Origin of the sequence: Enterobacter sp. BIDMC 29 (genome assembly GCF_019378755.1) — a bacterium.
Taxonomy (GTDB): Bacteria; Pseudomonadota; Gammaproteobacteria; order Enterobacterales; family Enterobacteriaceae; genus Enterobacter; species Enterobacter ludwigii.
Map to the genome: position 1 here is coordinate 3,164,118 of NZ_CP080000.1, position 17,401 is coordinate 3,181,518.

Annotated in this window: 17 protein-coding genes; 6 read left to right on the forward strand and 11 right to left on the reverse strand. The window is 56.0% G+C overall.

What is annotated here, in order from left to right; genetic code table 11:
• Positions 1-52 precede the first annotated feature (52 nt).
• Positions 53-379, reverse strand: a complete 327-nt coding sequence (locus JTA15_RS13845; RefSeq protein WP_032678951.1) for a YggL family protein — start codon at positions 377-379, stop codon at positions 53-55.
• On the reverse strand, positions 379-1,098 hold the full coding sequence (gene trmB, locus JTA15_RS13850) for a tRNA (guanosine(46)-N7)-methyltransferase TrmB (protein WP_020883687.1): 720 nt from the start codon (positions 1,096-1,098) through the stop codon (positions 379-381). Before trmB ends, JTA15_RS13845 begins: the two co-directional genes overlap by 1 nt.
• Before the next feature lie 144 nt (positions 1,099-1,242).
• On the opposite strand from trmB, the gene mutY reads away from it, so the two are divergent.
• From mutY to JTA15_RS13870, 4 genes are all read left to right on the forward strand, one after another.
• Positions 1,243-2,295, forward strand: a complete 1,053-nt coding sequence (mutY, locus tag JTA15_RS13855; protein ID WP_169809773.1) for an A/G-specific adenine glycosylase — start codon at positions 1,243-1,245, stop codon at positions 2,293-2,295.
• A 26-nt stretch (positions 2,296-2,321) separates the two neighbouring features.
• Entirely contained in the window at positions 2,322-2,594 is a 273-nt protein-coding gene (locus tag JTA15_RS13860) for an oxidative damage protection protein (protein ID WP_219372413.1), read from the forward strand.
• A 56-nt stretch (positions 2,595-2,650) separates the two neighbouring features.
• Positions 2,651-3,727 (forward strand): membrane-bound lytic murein transglycosylase MltC, encoded by a 1,077-nt coding sequence (mltC, locus tag JTA15_RS13865; protein WP_025203253.1) that lies wholly within the window; start codon positions 2,651-2,653, stop codon positions 3,725-3,727.
• 239 nt (positions 3,728-3,966) lie between these two features.
• Positions 3,967-5,223, forward strand: a complete 1,257-nt coding sequence (locus tag JTA15_RS13870) for a nucleoside permease (RefSeq protein WP_020883685.1) — start codon at positions 3,967-3,969, stop codon at positions 5,221-5,223.
• Between the two features lie 17 nt (positions 5,224-5,240).
• Here JTA15_RS13870 and citG read toward each other — a convergent pair whose 3' ends face one another.
• The 8 genes from citG to JTA15_RS13910 are packed head-to-tail and all read right to left on the reverse strand — an operon-like array spanning position 5,241 to position 12,558.
• Positions 5,241-6,050 (reverse strand): triphosphoribosyl-dephospho-CoA synthase CitG, encoded by an 810-nt coding sequence (gene citG / locus JTA15_RS13875; protein ID WP_219372414.1) that lies wholly within the window; start codon positions 6,048-6,050, stop codon positions 5,241-5,243.
• Entirely contained in the window at positions 6,028-6,567 is a 540-nt protein-coding gene (citX, locus tag JTA15_RS13880; RefSeq protein WP_032680312.1) for a citrate lyase holo-[acyl-carrier protein] synthase, read from the reverse strand. Before citX ends, citG begins: the two co-directional genes overlap by 23 nt.
• A 2-nt stretch (positions 6,568-6,569) precedes the next feature.
• Positions 6,570-8,087 (reverse strand): citrate lyase subunit alpha, encoded by a 1,518-nt coding sequence (citF, locus tag JTA15_RS13885; protein WP_047356733.1) that lies wholly within the window; start codon positions 8,085-8,087, stop codon positions 6,570-6,572.
• 10 nt (positions 8,088-8,097) lie between these two features.
• Positions 8,098-8,973: a citrate (pro-3S)-lyase subunit beta gene (gene citE / locus JTA15_RS13890; RefSeq protein ID WP_014171585.1), complete on the reverse strand. Its 876-nt coding sequence runs from the start codon at positions 8,971-8,973 to the stop codon at positions 8,098-8,100.
• Complete coding sequence (gene citD, locus JTA15_RS13895) at positions 8,970-9,263, reverse strand: citrate lyase acyl carrier protein (protein WP_020883681.1); 294 nt, start codon at positions 9,261-9,263, stop codon at positions 8,970-8,972. The genes citE and citD overlap by 4 nt, the downstream gene beginning before the upstream one ends.
• Before the next feature lie 16 nt (positions 9,264-9,279).
• Positions 9,280-10,305, reverse strand: a complete 1,026-nt coding sequence (gene citC / locus JTA15_RS13900) for a [citrate (pro-3S)-lyase] ligase (protein WP_014171587.1) — start codon at positions 10,303-10,305, stop codon at positions 9,280-9,282.
• 10 nt (positions 10,306-10,315) lie between these two features.
• Positions 10,316-11,179: a fumarylacetoacetate hydrolase family protein gene (locus tag JTA15_RS13905; protein WP_014171588.1), complete on the reverse strand. Its 864-nt coding sequence runs from the start codon at positions 11,177-11,179 to the stop codon at positions 10,316-10,318.
• 17 nt (positions 11,180-11,196) lie between these two features.
• Positions 11,197-12,558, reverse strand: a complete 1,362-nt coding sequence (locus JTA15_RS13910; RefSeq protein WP_014171589.1) for a 2-hydroxycarboxylate transporter family protein — start codon at positions 12,556-12,558, stop codon at positions 11,197-11,199.
• 345 nt (positions 12,559-12,903) lie between these two features.
• Between JTA15_RS13910 and JTA15_RS13915 the strand changes: the two genes are divergently transcribed.
• Positions 12,904-14,529 carry a sensor histidine kinase gene (locus tag JTA15_RS13915; protein WP_025203246.1) on the forward strand — a complete coding sequence of 542 codons (1,626 nt, stop codon included), beginning with the start codon at positions 12,904-12,906 and terminating at the stop codon, positions 14,527-14,529.
• Positions 14,519-15,211 (forward strand): response regulator, encoded by a 693-nt coding sequence (locus JTA15_RS13920; protein WP_014171591.1) that lies wholly within the window; start codon positions 14,519-14,521, stop codon positions 15,209-15,211. Before JTA15_RS13915 ends, JTA15_RS13920 begins: the two co-directional genes overlap by 11 nt.
• 50 nt (positions 15,212-15,261) lie before the next feature.
• Here the strand turns inward: JTA15_RS13920 and JTA15_RS13925 are convergent, their stop codons facing one another.
• Complete coding sequence (locus JTA15_RS13925) at positions 15,262-17,397, reverse strand: ornithine decarboxylase (protein ID WP_219372415.1); 2,136 nt, start codon at positions 17,395-17,397, stop codon at positions 15,262-15,264.
• Positions 17,398-17,401 lie beyond the last annotated feature (4 nt).

Genomic DNA, 17,401 nt, shown 5'->3' on the forward strand with positions numbered 1-17,401 from the left:
AACACTCCCTCAGACAAAATGGGCCAGCTAATGCTGGCCCCTTACTGCTTAATTAGTCCCACCAAACGTCAAAAAGTTCGCTGACGCGGACATCTTCCAGTTTATGGTCTTCAAGCCATTTGCGTACAAGCGCCTGATGTTCTTCGGTGCATTTACCGACTTGCTGGGTGCAGATCAGACCTTCCCATGCCAGGTAACCGCTACCATCAAAGGCCAGCTTGTTTGGCTCGATCACTTCATTAATGAACGCATCTACGTCCTGATCGATCTGGTCTACGCTGGTGCCTTCCGGGAAACGCCACGCAACGGAGAAGCCCACTTCCTGGAATTCTTCGATGTGCATTTTTTTACGCAGACGACGGCTACGATTCTTTGCCATTATTTCACCCTCTCGAACATTAAGTCCCATACGCCGTGACCAAGACGATGGCCACGCTGTTCAAATTTTGTCACCGGACGTGAATCCGGACGCGGTACATAGTCGTTGCTTGCAGACTGGTTTTTATACCCGTCCAGAGACGACATGACTTCCAGCATATGTTCCGCATAAGGTTCCCAGTCGGTCGCCATATGGAAGACACCGCCCAGTTTCAGCTTACTTTTTACCAGCTCAGCAAACGGCGCCTGAACGATACGGCGTTTATTATGCCGTGCTTTGTGCCACGGGTCAGGGAAAAAGAGCTGAACCATGGTCAAAGAATTGTCAGGAATCATTTTGTGCAGCACTTCAACCGCGTCGTGACACATAACGCGCAGGTTCTCAACGCCCTCTTCATGAGCCGTTGCCAGACATGCGCCTACGCCTGGTGAGTGCACCTCAATGCCGAGGAAATTTTGCTCCGGGCGCGCGTGGGCCATGGTAACCAGTGAAGACCCCATACCGAAGCCAATCTCCAGTGTTACCGGCGCGTCGCGACCAAACAGCTCGGTAAAGTCCAGAGGCTGCTCGCTGAACTCAACGCCCATCACCGGCCAGTAGTTGTCCAGCGCATGTTGCTGCCCTTTGGTCAGGCGACCCTGACGGCGGACAAAGCTGCGAATACGGCGCAGCGGGCGACCGTTTTCATCAAATTCCGGTGAAATGACGTCGTTTTTCATAAAAGAGTTGTCTGCTTGTGAGAATGTTCGGGAAACGGGCATTATCCAAAGTTAAGGCTTCTATGCAAGCATGGGAAAGATCCGGTTTACAGCAGATTGACGCTGTGCTGCAATCGGCGTCCCTGATTATGCGAATCGATGACCATGCAAGCCTCTCAATTTTCAGCCCAGGTGCTGGACTGGTACGACAAATACGGGCGTAAAACCCTGCCCTGGCAAATTGAAAAAACGCCTTACAAAGTATGGCTCTCCGAAGTGATGTTGCAACAAACGCAGGTCGCTACGGTGATTCCCTACTTCGAGCGCTTTATGGCACGTTTCCCAACGGTGACCGACCTGGCCAATGCGCCCTTAGACGAGGTGCTGCACCTGTGGACCGGTCTCGGTTACTACGCCCGTGCGCGCAATTTGCATAAAGCCGCGCAGCAGGTGGCGACCCGACACCACGGCACATTTCCGGAAACCTTCGATGAAGTGGCTGATTTGCCCGGCGTCGGACGTTCAACTGCTGGCGCAATCCTCTCCCTGTCTTTAGGTAAACATTTCCCGATCCTCGACGGCAACGTGAAGCGCGTCCTCGCACGATGCTATGCCGTTGACGGCTGGCCGGGAAAAAAAGAGGTCGAAAAACGGCTGTGGGAGATCAGCGAAGCGGTTACCCCGGCAAAAGGCGTGGAGCGCTTTAACCAGGCGATGATGGACCTGGGGGCCATGGTCTGCACGCGATCAAAACCGAAATGCGAACTTTGCCCGGTCAATAATCTCTGCGTGGCTTATGCGAACCACGCATGGGCGCAGTATCCGGGCAAAAAGCCAAAGCAGACGCTGCCAGAGCGCACCGGCTACATGCTGTTGATGCAGCATGGCGATGGCGTCTTTCTGGCGCAGCGGCCGCCGAGCGGCCTGTGGGGTGGTCTATACTGCTTCCCACAGTTTGAAGATGAAGAATTGTTACGGGAATGGCTTAAACAGCGCGGCATCGCTGCCGATAACCTGACGCAGCTGACCGCGTTTCGTCATACCTTTAGCCATTTCCATCTGGATATTGTACCGATGTGGCTTCCCGTGTCCTCAATCACTGCCTGCATGGATGAAGGAACGGCTCTCTGGTATAACTTAGCGCAACCGCCATCAGTCGGGCTGGCGGCTCCCGTGGAGCGCCTGTTACAGCAATTACGTGCCGGTGCAATGGTTTAGCATCAGCCACCAACAGAGGAATGAGTATGGCCAGAACTATTTTTTGTACTTTCCTGCAGCGTGACGCTGAAGGCCAGGATTTCCAGCTTTATCCGGGCGAACTGGGTAAGCGCATCTATAACGAAATTTCCAAAGAAGCCTGGGGACAGTGGCTGAAAAAACAGACCATGCTGATCAACGAGAAGAAACTCAGCATGATGAACCCGGAGCACCGCAAACTGCTTGAACAGGAGATGGTGAACTTCCTGTTCGAAGGCAAAGACGTCCACATCGAAGGCTATACGCCGCCGGAACAATAACAGCGTGCGGGGGCAACTCCGCCGTACAAGCAAACACAACACGCACTCCCGGAATGATGAAAAAATTTTTAGCGCTAGCCCTTGTTGCGCCGTTGCTTGTCTCTTGTTCTTCCAAAAAAGGCGATGATTACAACGAAGCCTGGATAAAGGACACCAACGGTTTTGACATTTTGATGGGGCAGTTTGCCCATAACATCGAAAATATATGGGGATTTAACGAAGTTCTTATTGCCGGACCTAAGGACTACGTTAAGTACACCGACGCCTATCAGACCCGTAGCCACATCAACTTTGATGAGGGGACTATCACGGTTGAAACCATCGCAGGCACCGAACCTGCCGCACGGTTACGTCAGGCGATCGTGAAAACCTTACTGATGGGTGATGATCCAGGCTCAATCGATCTCTACTCCGACGCCGATGACATCACCATCTCCAAAGAACCGTTCCTGTACGGCCAGGTTGTCGATCAGACCGGACAGGCCATTCGCTGGGAAGGGCGTGCCACAAAATTTGCCGATTATCTGCTGCAGACACGCCTGAAAAGCCGCTCTAACGGCCTGAAGATCATCTACAGCGTCACCATCAACCTCGTGCCGAACCACCTCGACAAACGTGCGCATAAGTACATTGGCATGGTACGTCAGGCCTCGCGTAAGTACGGCGTGGATGAGTCGCTTATCCTGGCGATCATGCAGACCGAATCGTCGTTTAACCCGTACGCGGTAAGCCGTTCCGACGCGCTGGGACTGATGCAGGTCGTGCAGCACAGCGCAGGTAAAGACGTCTTCCGCGCTCAGGGTAAATCCGGTACGCCGAGCCGCAGTTATCTGTTCGATCCGCAAAGCAACATTGATACCGGTACCGCCTACCTGGCGATGCTCAACAATGTCTACCTGGGCGGGATTGATAACCCGACATCACGTCGCTATGCGGTGATCACCGCGTATAACGGCGGAGCGGGCAGCGTCCTGCGCGTCTTCTCGAGTGACAAAGTGCAGGCGGCGAATATCATCAACAGTATGGCGCCGGGGGATGTCTATTCCACGCTCACCACCCGACACCCGTCTGCGGAATCGCGTCGTTATCTGTATAAAGTGAACACGGCGCAAAAAAACTACCGTCGACGCTAAACCCTTTACCCTGCCCTCTTCCTGTGGGAGAGGGTGAGGGCATCAGACCGCTCCCTCCCCGCCCCCACCCATACGAAAATGTTATTTGCATCACAATCCAAACTGCAAATTAATGTGGATTGCATTTTTTTGCGGGAGGTAACAAAACATAACCTCTCCTGCTGATAGAATTGCATCAAATAACAACCCTGAATGTTCCTATAACAACATATCTCCCGCTCACTTGTGAGGAAAGTAACATGAACCTTAAGCTGCAGCTTAAAATATTGTCGTTTCTGCAGTTCTGCCTGTGGGGTAGCTGGCTGACTACACTCGGCTCCTATATGTTTGTGACGCTCAAGTTCGATGGTGCGTCTATCGGTGCCGTCTACAGCTCGCTCGGCATTGCGGCTGTCTTTATGCCAACGCTGCTGGGGATCGTGGCGGATAAATGGTTAAGTGCGAAATGGCTGTACATGCTTTGCCATCTGGTGGGTGCGGGGACGCTGTTTATGGCAGCCCAGGTCACCACGCCGGGGGCGATGTTCATGGTGATCCTGTTTAACTCGCTGGCCTACATGCCAACGCTTGGCCTGATCAACACCATCTCCTACTACCGCCTGAAATCTGCCGGTATGGAAATCGTCACCGATTTCCCGCCAATCCGTATCTGGGGCACCATCGGCTTTATCATGGCAATGTGGGGCGTGAGCTTCGCAGGCTTCGAACTGAGCCATATGCAGCTCTACATCGGGGCGGCACTCTCCGTGGTGCTGGCGCTGTTCACCCTGACCCTGCCGCATATTCCGGTGTCTAACCAGCAGAAAAACCAGAGCTGGAGCACCATGCTCGGTCTGGACGCCTTTGCGCTGTTTAAAAACAAACGCATGGCGATCTTCTTTATCTTCTCCATGCTGCTGGGTGCGGAACTGCAGATCACCAACATGTTCGGCAACACCTTCCTGCACAGCTTCGACAATAACCCGCTGTTCTCTGGCAGCTTTATCGTTGAACATGCGTCAGTGATGATGTCCATCTCTCAGATCTCTGAGACGCTGTTCATCCTGACCATCCCGTTCTTCCTGAGCCGCTACGGCATCAAGAACGTCATGCTGATCAGTATCGCTGCATGGATGTTGCGCTTCGGTCTGTTTGCCTACGGCGACCCAAGCCCGTTCGGTACCGTGCTGCTGGTTCTGTCGATGATTGTTTACGGCTGCGCCTTCGACTTCTTCAACATCTCTGGTTCGGTGTTTGTGGAAAAAGAGGTGAAACCTGAAATTCGCGCCAGTGCTCAGGGTATGTTCCTGATGATGACCAACGGCTTCGGCTGTATTCTGGGCGGTGTGGTGAGCGGTAAAGTGGTTGAGATGTACACCACTAACGGCATCACCAACTGGCAGCCCGTGTGGCTTATCTTCGCCGCGTACTCGTTGGTACTGTTCTTCGCGTTTATCGCACTGTTCAAGTACAAGCACGTACGCGAACCGCACGCTGCGCAGCCTATCGCGCATTAATGATTACCCCTCTCCTTTCAGGAGAGGGGTAATTTCGCCAGCACCCATCCTACCGACAATAAATCCGCACTGCCCCCCGGGCTTAAATTCCGTTCAATGAGCGCATTGTCCATCTGTATTAATGCATCACGATCCCAGCCACGCGTCAGTAATGCCCGCGCATAACCCTGCACATAACGCAGCCCTTCCATACCGCCGCGCGACACCAGGTTACTGTCCTGATTCATCGCCATCAGGCGCAGCAGCAGGTCATGCAGCGCGTGCCCGTTCCATTGCGCCAGCGCTGCACGCACCGTAGCAAAACCGCTTTCCGCTTCGCCCCGCGCGCCGGTTAAACCATACTGCTGAAACTGCCGCTCCCCTGCCGTCGCCTGTCCACTGCGCGCCGCCAGCTCACGCGCCACCAGCCCGCGACAGAGGTGACTCACCTCACTACAGAGGCTCTCAGCCGTGGCGTGTTTCACACGTCCGGCGGCAAAGCACAGCAAACCGAGGGCAAAAATGCCGCCTTTATGCGTGTTCACCCCGCATGTTGCAGCGTACATTGCCTGTTCACAGGCAATGCCCATCGGGCGAATGATCCGTATTTGTTCCGCCGCGGGTGTATCCGCATGGGTATGACCCAGCTCTGCAAAGCGCGCAAACCACGGGGTGATGGCCGCAATACTGCGGGCAAACAGCGCATGGTCCATATCGCGGTGTGCACCGTTGTTGAGCTTATCCACCAGACCCGGCTTGGGCGTCAACGCCAGCTCCTGCCATAACGCCTCTTCGGCGAGCCCTGGCACATCGCATGGCTGCGGGTTAGTCGCGAGCAAACCAGTCATCGATCATCTTCTCCACGCGAGCCACCACCTGCTCTACAGGATGCTTACGCGAACGGGAACAGGCGTGGGCAGGCTCATCACATACCAGACAGCGCCGGAGGTGTGCCCCTAAAGACTGGCGCCCCACATGCCCCTGTGCCGGGCAGATCACATCCAAATCCCACAGCCTGCCGAGCGGGTGAGTCTGCTCCAGATCCGTACAGTGCGCTTTGATTTCCGCCGCCGGATGCGCCACGCACCAGATTGCTTCTGGCCCGGTGGGCAGCCACAGCACCTGGCGGTCCAGCACCTGCCAGCGGTTTTCCCACAGCAGCTGGTCGCACATCTGCAATGCCACGCCCATCGTATTGCGATAGCGCAGGCTGTCTTTGATCTCCCCGGGGGTGACGAGCGTGAGAGAAATCACCGGTTGTTGATAGTGCGTGAGCCAGTCAGTCTGGCGTGCTGCACGGCGCTCTTTCGCCGCCAGCAGCTCCTCCAGGCTGACACCCGCCCGCACGGGTGTCGCTACAGTCATCATTACTCCTTCACCTGTCGAACGGTGTCGATGACGCTGCCGTCGCGGTAGCGGATCACACCGACGATTTTGTCGGTAAACTCAATGGGTTTTGGTACGCCGGTCAGTGATATCGCCCGCTCGAAAAGCGCGTTGATATCGACAACGTTGAGGCCTGCGGCAAGCAGTCGTTCGCGGATTTCCGGGCGTGCCGGGTTAACCGCGATGCCGTGATCGGTAACCAGCACGTCGATGCTCTCCCCGGGCGTCAGCCGGGTGGTCACCCGCTTCACGACGGTTGGAATACGGCTACGCAGCAGGGGGGCGACTACGATGGTCAGGTTCGCCGCCGCGGCCACATCACAATGTCCGCCGGATGCCCCACGCATTACGCCGTCAGAGCCGGTAATAACATTGACGTTAAAATCGACGTCAATTTCCAGGGCGCTGAGGATCACCACATCAAGCTGGTCGCAGCTTGCTGCCTTGCTGCCGGGGTTGGCATAAACGTTGGTGGAGATCTCCACATGATTCGGATTTCGTGCCAGCGAGGCCGCGGCCTGGCCGTCGAAACACTGGGTATCGAGCAGCTTTTCGATCAGGCCTTTCTCGTGCAGATCCACCAGGCTGCCGGTAATGCCCCCGAGCGCGAAGCGCGCCTTCACGCCGCTGCGCTCCATTTTCTCCTCCATAAAGCGGGTACAGGCGGTAGCCGCCGCACCGGAGCCGGTCTGCATGGAAAAACCGGGTTTGAAATAGCCTGAATGTTCAATCACATCCGCCGCGTAGCGGGCAATCATCAGCTCACGCGGATTACTGGTCACGCGAGCCGCACCGACGCTGATTTTCGCCGGGTCACCCACGCTCTCCACCTGCACAATGTAATCCACCTGATCCTGCACCAGGCTGGCGGGCATATTCGGGAACGGCACCAGTTCTTCGGTCAGCAGCACCACCTTGCGGGCGAAATGCGCGTCCACCATTGCATAGCCAAGCGAGCCGCAGCACGATTTCCCATGCGTGCCGTTGGCGTTGCCAAATTCATCGCTGCACGGCACGCCAAGAAACGCCACGTCGATATTCAGCTCGCCGTCCTGCAACAGCTTCACGCGCCCGCCGTGGGAGTGAATTTGTACCGGCTCGGCCATCAACCCGTGTGAGATAGCGTCCGCCAGCTTGCCCCGCATACCGGAGGTGTAAATCCGGGTGATGACGCCGCTTTCGATGTGTTCGATCAGCGCGTCGTTACAGGTCATCAGCGAGCTGGAAGCCAGCGTCAGGTTTTTAAAGCCCATACGCGCAAGCAGCGCCACGACGGTATTGATCACCCGGTCGCCTTCGCGAAACGCGTGGTGGAAGGAGACGGTCATCCCGTCCTGTAACCCGCTGCGTAACACCGCCTCTTCGACCGAAGCACAGAGCTTACGGGTGTGTTTTTCGTCAGGGCTGTTCAGCCATGGTGTTGCGCTGTGGGCGGCATCAAACGGTTTTAAGTCCCGCAGATGGGGGAAATTCACATGGAGAAGTTCTGTCTGATTCATTGTGTAATCCTTAACGACGCACGCCGGAGGCCGCCGCGCGTTCCAGCACCATCTGCGCGTGGTTAATAATAGGGGCATCGACCATTTTGCCGTTGAGCGACACGACGCCCAGGCCGTTACGCTCCCCCTCTTCTGCCGCTTCAATCACCCGTTTCGCGTGATCCACTTCCTGCTGGGTTGGGGCATAGGCGTTATGTAACAGGTCAATCTGACGTGGGTTAATCAGCGATTTACCGTTAAAGCCCATCTTGCGGATCAAATCGACCTCGCGCAGGAAGCCGGCTTCATCGTTAACGTCCGACCACACCACGTCGAAAGCGTCGATACCCGCGGCGCGGGCGGCGTGCAGCACGGCACAGCGGGCATAAAACAGCTCAGTGCCATCCCCGCGTTCCGTCTGCATGTCCATCACATAGTCAAAGGCGGCCAGCGCGATCCCGATTAAGCGCGGAGAACTGCGGGCAATGGCCACGGCGTTAATCACCCCAATCGCCGACTCAATAGCCGCCATGACGCGGGTCGAGCCCGGCTCGCGCCCACATTCACGCTCGATACGCGCCAGATGCCCTTCCAGCTCATCGATATCCTCTGGGGTGTCGGTTTTCGGCAATCGAATCACGTCCACCCCTGCCCGCACGGCGGCTTCCAGATCCAGCAAGCCAAACGGCGTGCTCAGCGGGTTAATGCGCACCACGGTTTCGATATCCTGATACATCGGGTGTTGCAGGGCATGAAACACCAGCATGCGCGCGGTATCCTTCTCGCGCAGGGCGACGGCGTCCTCAAGGTCAAACATGATGGAGTCCGGGCGGTAGATAAATGCCGTAGAGAGCATGGCGGCGTTTGCGCCCGGCAGGAACAGCATACTGCGGCGGAGTTTGCTCATTTCAGCGCCCCCCAGTTGAGTGTCGGCTCATCGGCTGCGCGCAGGAGCGCACTTTGCAGGCGGGCGCGGATCACACAGTCCAGCGCCCCTTTGTCTTCAACAATAATTAATCCCTGGTGCACGTTCATGGCGCGCAATGTGTCGTTAACGACCTGGCGAATATGTTCGCCAAACTGCTTAATCACTTCACTGTGGATGATAATTTCCAGCTCACCCTGAGCGGGGGCAATTTTTACCATCAGGTCGCTGGACTCCTGTGTACCGGCCAGCGCCTCCCTTACAATTTTCATGATAAATTCCTGATAGTTATGCGACTTCCGCGCTCGCACGGTAATGCGTTTCGAGGTGCGCGAAGGTGGAGTCCGGGACAATCTCCCGGATCCGGGAAAACTGCTGTGTCTTCAGCAAGCGGCGGACTTCCGACGCGGAAATAGCGTTGCCGGTGACCTTGATGCGCGGCATTTCCACCACGTCAATCTGCGAGGCCAGCAGGTCGTGCAGCGTCTGGTTGTATTGACGGGTGATATCGCAAAACGGCTCCGAACCGATAAAGCGATGCGTAATACCCAGCGCCGGGGCGATGAAGTCCCGAAAGATCAGCACATCGATTTCGCTCCACGCCTGCTGTACTTTGCCGGTCTCTTTCAGGAAGTAGGCTGGGAACGTGGCGCGGGAGATGATGTACTGCGATCCTTCATGCACAATCACGTTCGGCAGATGCGCCACGCCCGCCCGTACCATCTCTAGCCGGGCGCTGAACGGGAAGAACGAGGCATCCTCGCGCACCACAAACAGATGCAGCGCATCGCACTGCCCCGCGGCCTGCTCGACCAGATGCCGGTGGCCGAGGGTAAACGGATTCGCATTCATCACGATCGCGCCAATCTTCTTCCCGGCCTTGCGCTGGCACTTGAGCGCGCGGCAGTAGCGCTGGATCCCCTGCGGGGTGTTCTCCATCAGCACCGCGTTGTTCCCGCTCTGGGCAATCGGCCAGAAGCCGCTGCGGCCAAAGCGCTCCTTGTTGCACGGACGGGTGCAGAGGAAGAGGTGAAAATGGCCGCGCTCCAGCGCCGCATTTTCCACCTCTGCCAGCAACCGTGCGCTGAGGTTCTCCCCACGAAGCTGCTCGTTTACCGCCACGCACTTGATGACGTTAGCGGCAAGCCCGGCACAACCCACCAGCTGCGTGCCGGACCAGGCTTCGACAAACAGCGTGATGTCGTTGTCCAGGCCAAGGCCGCTGTCTGCCAGCAGGTAACGGATCTGGCTTAAGCGTTCCGGGTGTTTCGCCACAAGGGTGTGGCGAAAATCGATAGTGGGTTGACTGTTCATGCCGTTTTACTCAGTGTGCTGCCGCAAGCCCGGTGGCGGGCGCTTCCATGATCACATTGCTCAGATGACCGATATGCTCGATCTCCACCTCAATGCGATCGCCCTCTTTCATGAACAGCGGCGGGTTGCGCTTTTTGCCGACGCCGCCAGGGGAGCCGGTGATGATCACATCGCCCGGGCTGAGACGGGTAAAGGTGCTGATGTATTCGATAAGCTCCGCGACCTTGTGGATCATGCTGCTGGTGTTGTCTTCCTGCACCATACGGCCGTTAAGCCAGGTGCGGATCGCCAGCTGGTGCGGGTCCGGGATCTCATCAGCCGTCGCCATCCACGGGCCAAACGCTCCGGTCTGACGCCAGTTCTTGCCTGCCGTAAACCAGGTGTGCTGCCAGTCGCGGGCGGAGCCGTCCATATAGCAGCTGTAACCCGCCACATGGCGCAGCGCCTCATCACGGCTGATGTTCTCTCCGGCTTTGCCGATGATGACCGCCAGCTCTCCTTCGTAGTCGAATTCACTGGAGTGACGCGGCTTCAGCACCGGTTCGTTATGGCCGGTCTGCGAATCCGGGAAGCGGACAAACAGCGTCGGCGCCGGGTTGTGCTGGTCAAACTCTTTGCGTTTGTCGGCGTAGTTCATGCCCACGCAGAGGATTTTTTCCGGCTGCTCAATCACCGGTAAGAAGGTGATGGCATTCAGAGGGACATCCACGGCGTCGTTGAGATAACGGGTGGCCTCGGCCAGCCCGTTGCCCTGCAGCAGCGCTTTGAGGTCGCTGTAGCGGTCGCCGAGACGGCGACCTAAATCAATCACACCTTCGGCCTGAACGATGCCGTAGCTGCGTGTTCCCTGGTATAAAAAGCTTGCGAGTTTCATTGTTCTTTCCTGAAAACTTAAACGAGGAAGTTGCCCAGTATCAGCAGAGAGATGGAGACGTTAATCGCGCCGCCAATACGGGTTGCAATCTGGGCGAAGGGCATCAGGCTCATACGGTTGCCTGCAGTCAGAATCGCCACGTCACCGGTACCGCCCTGGCCGCTCTGGCAGCAGGAGACGATGGCGACATCAATCGGGTGCATGCCAATCTTTTTGCCCACGAAGAAACCGGTCGCCACCAGCGCGGAGACGGTGCTGACAATCACCAGCAGGTTGGTCAGCGTGAATGCGGCGACCAGCTCATGCCAGGGGGTAATGGCCACGCCCACGGCGAAGAGAATGGGGTAAGTTACTGACGTCTGGAAGAATTTGTACACCACCTGAGAGCCTTCCAGCAGACGCGGAGAGGCGCCATTGCAGAGCTTGACCAGCACCGCCATAAACAGCATGCCAACCGGTGCGGGCAGGCCAATCAGCTTGTGACCGAGCATCCCCAGCATGTAGAGCAGAACGGCCAGCAGTGCGCCAGAAGCGATCGTGGTGACGTCTGCTTTACCGGAGAACGCAGGCTGTGCGGTGGTTTCATCGGTATTCGCACGGTTAGGCATCAGCTGGCCTTCGCCGGTCAGGTGCGGGTAACGTTTACCGAGCTGATTGAGGCAACCGGAGATGATGATTGCCGTCAGGCCGCCGAGCATAACCATAGGCAGAACGCGACCGAGCGCCACGCCCTGGTCCATATGCAGCAGGGTGGCATAGCCGATGGAGAGTGGGATCGCCCCTTCCCCAACACCGCCCGCCATGATCGGCAGAATGATAAAGAAGAAGATCTGGAATGGCTCAAGGCCCAGCGCTATCCCTACGCCCATGCCAACAATCATGCCGACAATTTCGCCGCACAGCATCGGGAAGAAGATGCGCAGGAAGCCCTGAATCAGCACGGTGCGGTTCATGCTCATGATGCTGCCGACAATGATGCAGCAGATGTAGAGATACAGAATGTTGGTGGATTTGTAGAACTTCGTGGTGGACTCCACCACCACATCCGGCAGCAGACCGTAATAGACCAGTGCCGAAGGAATAAAGGTGGCGCAAATCGCCGCCGCACCGAGTTTACCGACAATCGGCAGGCGCTTGCCAAACTCACCGCAGGCAAAACCGAAGAACGCGAGCGTGGCGACCATCACCACGATATCGCTGGGCAGTTTGCCGCCGAGGCAATCAATGGCAATCAGCGCGCCAGCCAGGACAAACAGTGGCAGAGGGATAATTCCGATTTTCCACGTATCCATAATATGCCACCAGCGCTCTTTGAGTGATGGTCGCTGAATATCAATCGGGTCGTGGGTAACAGAGAAAGAATCGTCAGTTGTGCTCATAATAAGCCCCTTAGTTATTTTGTGCGTTCAGCTTAGAGTCACAAAGGCTTACTTTATGTGAGGAATGGCATATTAAAAGCGAAGTTTTTATGGCAGCTATGGTTTTAATGGTTTCTTTTATTTAATGTGATTTACGCCTTATTTATTGCCGTGGTTTTTATGGTTTCTTTTCTAAAATGAACAATCAAATAACATTTCTCCAGACGGCTTCAGCCGCATAGACTATTCGGAAAATTCTTTTACAGGGCCTGCTGTGCAAGGGATCACAAGTTTTCGGCAAACCGGGTATCCGCGCGAAAAAAGATGATATATTGGCAATCTTTGCTGCTACCTCGCGTGATAGTTATGAAAGTATCGTTTCAGATTAAGCTGTTTATTTCGCTGGTCGCCTTTTTCTCAGTACTTTTTGCGTTACTGGGCGGATATTATTACGTCGATGTCGGCAAGCAGCTTTATCAGGAAATGAGTGCACGTGCCAAAATACAGGCGGAAGAGATCGCACTTATTCCCTCATTACGTGATGAGGTTGAACAAAAAGATATCAAAGCCATCCATGATTTTATGCAGAAAATTGCCGCTCACAGTGATGCCAGCTTTATTGTGATTGGAGATAATAAAGGTCTGCATCTTTTTCATTCGGTCTTTGCCGACAGAGTGGGCAAGACGCTTATCGGTGGAGACAATGAGGAGGTCCTGCAGGGAAAAAGCACCACCACCATCCGCAAAGGGGGGTTGGGTATTTCGCTGCGCAGCAAAGCGCCCATCTTCAACGATGCGGGGCAAGTGGTGGGGATTGTCTCGGTGGGTTATCTCACCAGCTACCTTGATACCATTACCGTCAGCAAAGTGGTCAATATCCTGCTGGCCGCCGTGCTGCTGTTGATTGCGCTCTTTATCTTCTCCTGGTTCTTTACCCGCAGTATCAAGAAGCAGATCTTCTCCCTGGAGCCACGGGAAATCGGCCTGCTGGTGCGCCAGCAAAAGGCGATGATGGAGTCTATCTATGAAGGGGTGATCGCCATTGATGATGAGCTGCGCATTGAGGTGATCAACCAGGCGGCGCGCAAGCTGCTTGGCCTGAGCCAGCCAGCCCGTGAACTGCGCGGGCAGCTGATTAGCCAGGTTATCGACCCTGTCCCGTTCTTCTCGACGCAGACGATGCTGGCGAAAGATACCCATGATGAAATTTGCCGTTTTAACACCCTCACGGTGATTGCCAGCCGGGTGCGCATCATGCTTGAGGATTCGCTGCAGGGCTGGGTGATCACCTTCCGCGATCGGAATGAAATTGACTCGCTTAGCGCCCAGCTCAGCCAGGTTAAACGCTATGTCGATAACCTGCGCATCATGCGTCATGAGCAGTTGAACCGCATGACCACTCTATCCGGCCTGCTGCACATGGGCCGCTATGAAGAGGCGATTGGCTATATTCAGGCGCAGTCGGAACACGCTCAGGAGCTGCTGGACTTTATCTCTTCCCGCTTCAGCTCCCCGACCCTGTGTGGCCTGTTGCTGGGTAAAGCCGCCCGCGCGCGGGAGAAAGGGGTCGAGCTCAGTTTTGACCCGGCCTGCCGGCTGGACAGGCCGTTCCCGTCGCTGGCTGAAGAAGAGCTGATCTCAATCATCGGCAACCTGCTGGATAACGCCATCGAAGCGACGCAGCGCTCACCGCTTCCCCATGCACCGGTCGAAGTGCTGATCAAACTGAGCGAGCAGGAGCTGATTATCGAAGTGGCCGACCAGGGCGTTGGCATCAAACCGGAGATCCGTGACAGGATATTTGAACGCGGCATCACCACCAAAACACGCGGCGATCACGGGATTGGCCTGTATCTGATCGAAAGCTATGTTACGCAGGCTGGCGGCGCGATAGAAATTGCCGATAACACCCCGCGCGGCGCCATTTTCTCACTGTTTATTCCCGCCCGGCGTCCCGCCCAGCAACTGGAAGATACCGACTATGCAACATGAACTTATCGACGTATTGATTGTTGAAGACGAGAACGAACTGGCGCAACTGCACGCGGAACTTATCGGTAAACATCCGCGCCTGAGGCTGGTAGGGATCGCCTCGTCTCTCGCTGCCGCCCAGGTCCAGCTTGAAAGCAAGCAGCCGCAGCTTATGCTGCTGGATAACTATTTGCCGGACGGTAAAGGGATCACACTGATCAATGACCCCATGCTCACCCGCGCCAACTGTTCGGTGATTTTCATTACTGCTGCCAGCGACATGGACACCTGCAGCCAGGCCATCCGGAATGGCGCCTTTGATTACATCCTGAAGCCGGTCTCCTGGAAACGCCTCAGCCAGTCGCTTGAACGCTTTGTGCAGTTTGCCGAACAACAGCGGGTCTGGAAGATTGTCGACCAGCAGAACGTCGACTCGCTCTACCAGCTGCAGGCGAAAAACTACCGTCTGGATAACGGCAGCAAAGGCATTGAGGAGAATACGCTGGCACGGGTACAGGCGTTGTTTAACGACAAGGCGACACACTGTTTTTCCGTCGACGAAGTCGTGCAGGAGACAGGATTAAGTAAAACCACCACCCGACGCTATCTGGAGCACTGCGTGGAGGCGGGGTTTCTGAGCGTAGAGATGTTGTACGGAAAGATTGGGCATCCGCGGAGGATGTATAAGAGAAGTGCGGTGTGAGCCCTGACCCTCTCTTTTGGGGAGAGGGCCGGGATTACGGATGACGGCGGCTATGACAAAACATACCCGTACAGTCGCTTAATCCCGTCGGGATCCTTTTCGCTGTAAACGCCCTGCAGTTCCGGCGAGAAGCCTGGCAGCAGGTTGATGCCCTCCTCCAGCGCCAGGAAGTAACGCTGTACCGCCCCACCCCAGATTTCACCCGGCACCACGCACAGTACGCCAGGGGGATACGGCAGCGCGCCCTCGGCGGCAATGCGTCCGCCGGCATCACGGATGCGCACCAACTCCACCTTCCCGCGAATATACGCCTGATTCGCATCCTGCGGATTCATCGCCCGTTCTGGCAGACTCTCTTTACGGAACATTGCCTTCTGCAGATCTTTAACGTCAAAGCTCACGTAGAGATCGTGCATCTCCTGGCAGAGCTGGCGAAGGGTGTAATCGCGATACCGTACCGGGTATTTCTGGTAGATGGTCGGCAGGACGTCAGCAAGCGGCGTATCGTCTTCAATATGCTGTTCAAACTGACCCAGCATCGCCACCAGCAGCCCCAGCTTCTCACTGCTTTCGGCAGGCGTCAGCAGGAAGAGGATCGAGTTGAGATCGCATTTCTCAGGCACAATACCGTTTTCACGCAGGTAGTGCGCAAGAATGGTCGCCGGAATACCGAACTCGGTATATTCCCCGGTTTCCGCATCAATACCCGGCGTGGTCAGCAGCAGCTTGCACGGATCGACGAAATACTGCTCGCTGGCATAGCCTTCAAACCCGTGCCATTTAGCCCCCGGCTCAAAGCTGAAGAAGCGGCGCTCGCTGGCGATGGCGTATGTGGGATGATCCTGCCATGGACGCCCGGCCACCATTGGCGGAATAAACGGTTTGATCATATGGCAGTTGGCAATGATCGCCTTGCGGGCCTCAATGCCCAGCTCAACACACTCCGCCCAAAGCCGGCGCCCGCTCTCCCCTTCATGGATTTTCGCGTTCACATCGAGAGCCGCGAACAGCGGATAGAACGGACTGGTCGAGGCATGGAGCATGAACGCATTGTTGAGGCGCTTGTGCGGACAGAAACGCGCCTGGCCGCGAATGTGATTATCCTTTTTATGGATCTGCGAAGTCTGCGAGAACCCGGCCTGCTGTTTATGCACCGACTGCGTCACGAAAATGCCCGGATCGTTCTCGTTCAGATCCAGTAACAGCGGAGAGGTTTCCGCCATCATCGGAATAAACTGCTCGTAGCCCACCCAGGCCGAATCAAACAGGATGTAGTCACAAAGATGGCCGATCTTGTCGATCACCTGACGGGCGTTGTAGATCGTGCCATCGTAGGTGCCAAGCTGAATGATCGCCAGACGAAACGGGCGTTTCTCCATGGCCTTTTCCGGCGCAACTTCACGGATCTGATTTCGCAGGTACGCGTCGTCAAAGCACTGCGCGTCAATCCCGCCAATAAAACCAAACGGGTTACGCGCCGCTTCAAGATAAACCGGCGTGGCACCCGCCTGGATCAGCGCACCGTGGTGGTTGGACTTATGGTTGTTGCGATCGAACAGCACCAGGTCGCCGCGGGTCAGCAGCGCATTGGTGACCACCTTATTTGCAGCGGAGGTGCCGTTCAGCACAAAGTAGGTTTTATCAGCATTAAAGACTTTTGCTGCGAACTTCTGGGCATGCTTGGCGGAGCCTTCGTGGATCAGCAGATCGCCCAGTTTCACATCGGCATTGCACATATCGGCGCGAAATACGTTCTCGCCGAAGAATTCATAGAACTGCCGTCCCGCAGGGTGTTTTTTAAAAAATGCACCGTGCTGGTGTCCCGGACAGGCAAAAGTACTGTTGCCCATCGCCACGTACTGGCTCAGGGTGTCAAAAAATGGCGGCAACAGATTCTCTTCATACCGGCTGGCCGCCGTCTCCAGTTCCAGAAACTCCTGAGCTTTACCTGATATCACTGCCGTTGCGCCATCAGGAACGTCAGACGGCTCTTGCGAGTAAATAAACACCGGAAGCTGAAAGCCCGTGCGTTTAAGCAATGCCAGAATGCCGCTGCAACTTTCCACGGGGGTAATGACGACTGCCGCCACATCCGTAAAATCAGTGTTATCCAGCGTCACCTTTTCGCGGTGCGTAGACACAGTAGAGACCAGCTCGCGGCTGACGGCGATTTTCATGGTTTTCATAAGT

Excerpts from the sequence above, each read along its gene's own strand:
- JTA15_RS13845 (WP_032678951.1), bottom strand. The coding sequence starts at position 379 with ATGGCAAAGAATCGTAGCCGTCGTCTGCGTAAAAAAATGCACATCGAA.
- JTA15_RS13920 (WP_014171591.1), top strand. The coding sequence starts at position 14,519 with ATGCAACATGAACTTATCGACGTATTGATTGTTGAAGACGAGAACGAA.
- citD (WP_020883681.1), bottom strand. The coding sequence starts at position 9,263 with ATGAAAATTGTAAGGGAGGCGCTGGCCGGTACACAGGAGTCCAGCGAC.
- mutY (WP_169809773.1), top strand. The coding sequence starts at position 1,243 with ATGCAAGCCTCTCAATTTTCAGCCCAGGTGCTGGACTGGTACGACAAA.
- JTA15_RS13860 (WP_219372413.1), top strand. The coding sequence starts at position 2,322 with ATGGCCAGAACTATTTTTTGTACTTTCCTGCAGCGTGACGCTGAAGGC.
- mltC (WP_025203253.1), top strand. The coding sequence starts at position 2,651 with ATGAAAAAATTTTTAGCGCTAGCCCTTGTTGCGCCGTTGCTTGTCTCT.
- JTA15_RS13910 (WP_014171589.1), bottom strand. The coding sequence starts at position 12,558 with ATGAGCACAACTGACGATTCTTTCTCTGTTACCCACGACCCGATTGAT.
- citE (WP_014171585.1), bottom strand. The coding sequence starts at position 8,973 with ATGAGCAAACTCCGCCGCAGTATGCTGTTCCTGCCGGGCGCAAACGCC.
- citF (WP_047356733.1), bottom strand. The coding sequence starts at position 8,087 with ATGAATCAGACAGAACTTCTCCATGTGAATTTCCCCCATCTGCGGGAC.
- JTA15_RS13925 (WP_219372415.1), bottom strand. The coding sequence starts at position 17,397 with ATGAAAACCATGAAAATCGCCGTCAGCCGCGAGCTGGTCTCTACTGTG.
- JTA15_RS13905 (WP_014171588.1), bottom strand. The coding sequence starts at position 11,179 with ATGAAACTCGCAAGCTTTTTATACCAGGGAACACGCAGCTACGGCATC.
- citG (WP_219372414.1), bottom strand. The coding sequence starts at position 6,050 with ATGACTGGTTTGCTCGCGACTAACCCGCAGCCATGCGATGTGCCAGGG.
- JTA15_RS13870 (WP_020883685.1), top strand. The coding sequence starts at position 3,967 with ATGAACCTTAAGCTGCAGCTTAAAATATTGTCGTTTCTGCAGTTCTGC.
- citC (WP_014171587.1), bottom strand. The coding sequence starts at position 10,305 with ATGAACAGTCAACCCACTATCGATTTTCGCCACACCCTTGTGGCGAAA.
- citX (WP_032680312.1), bottom strand. The coding sequence starts at position 6,567 with ATGACTGTAGCGACACCCGTGCGGGCGGGTGTCAGCCTGGAGGAGCTG.
- trmB (WP_020883687.1), bottom strand. The coding sequence starts at position 1,098 with ATGAAAAACGACGTCATTTCACCGGAATTTGATGAAAACGGTCGCCCG.
- JTA15_RS13915 (WP_025203246.1), top strand. The coding sequence starts at position 12,904 with ATGAAAGTATCGTTTCAGATTAAGCTGTTTATTTCGCTGGTCGCCTTT.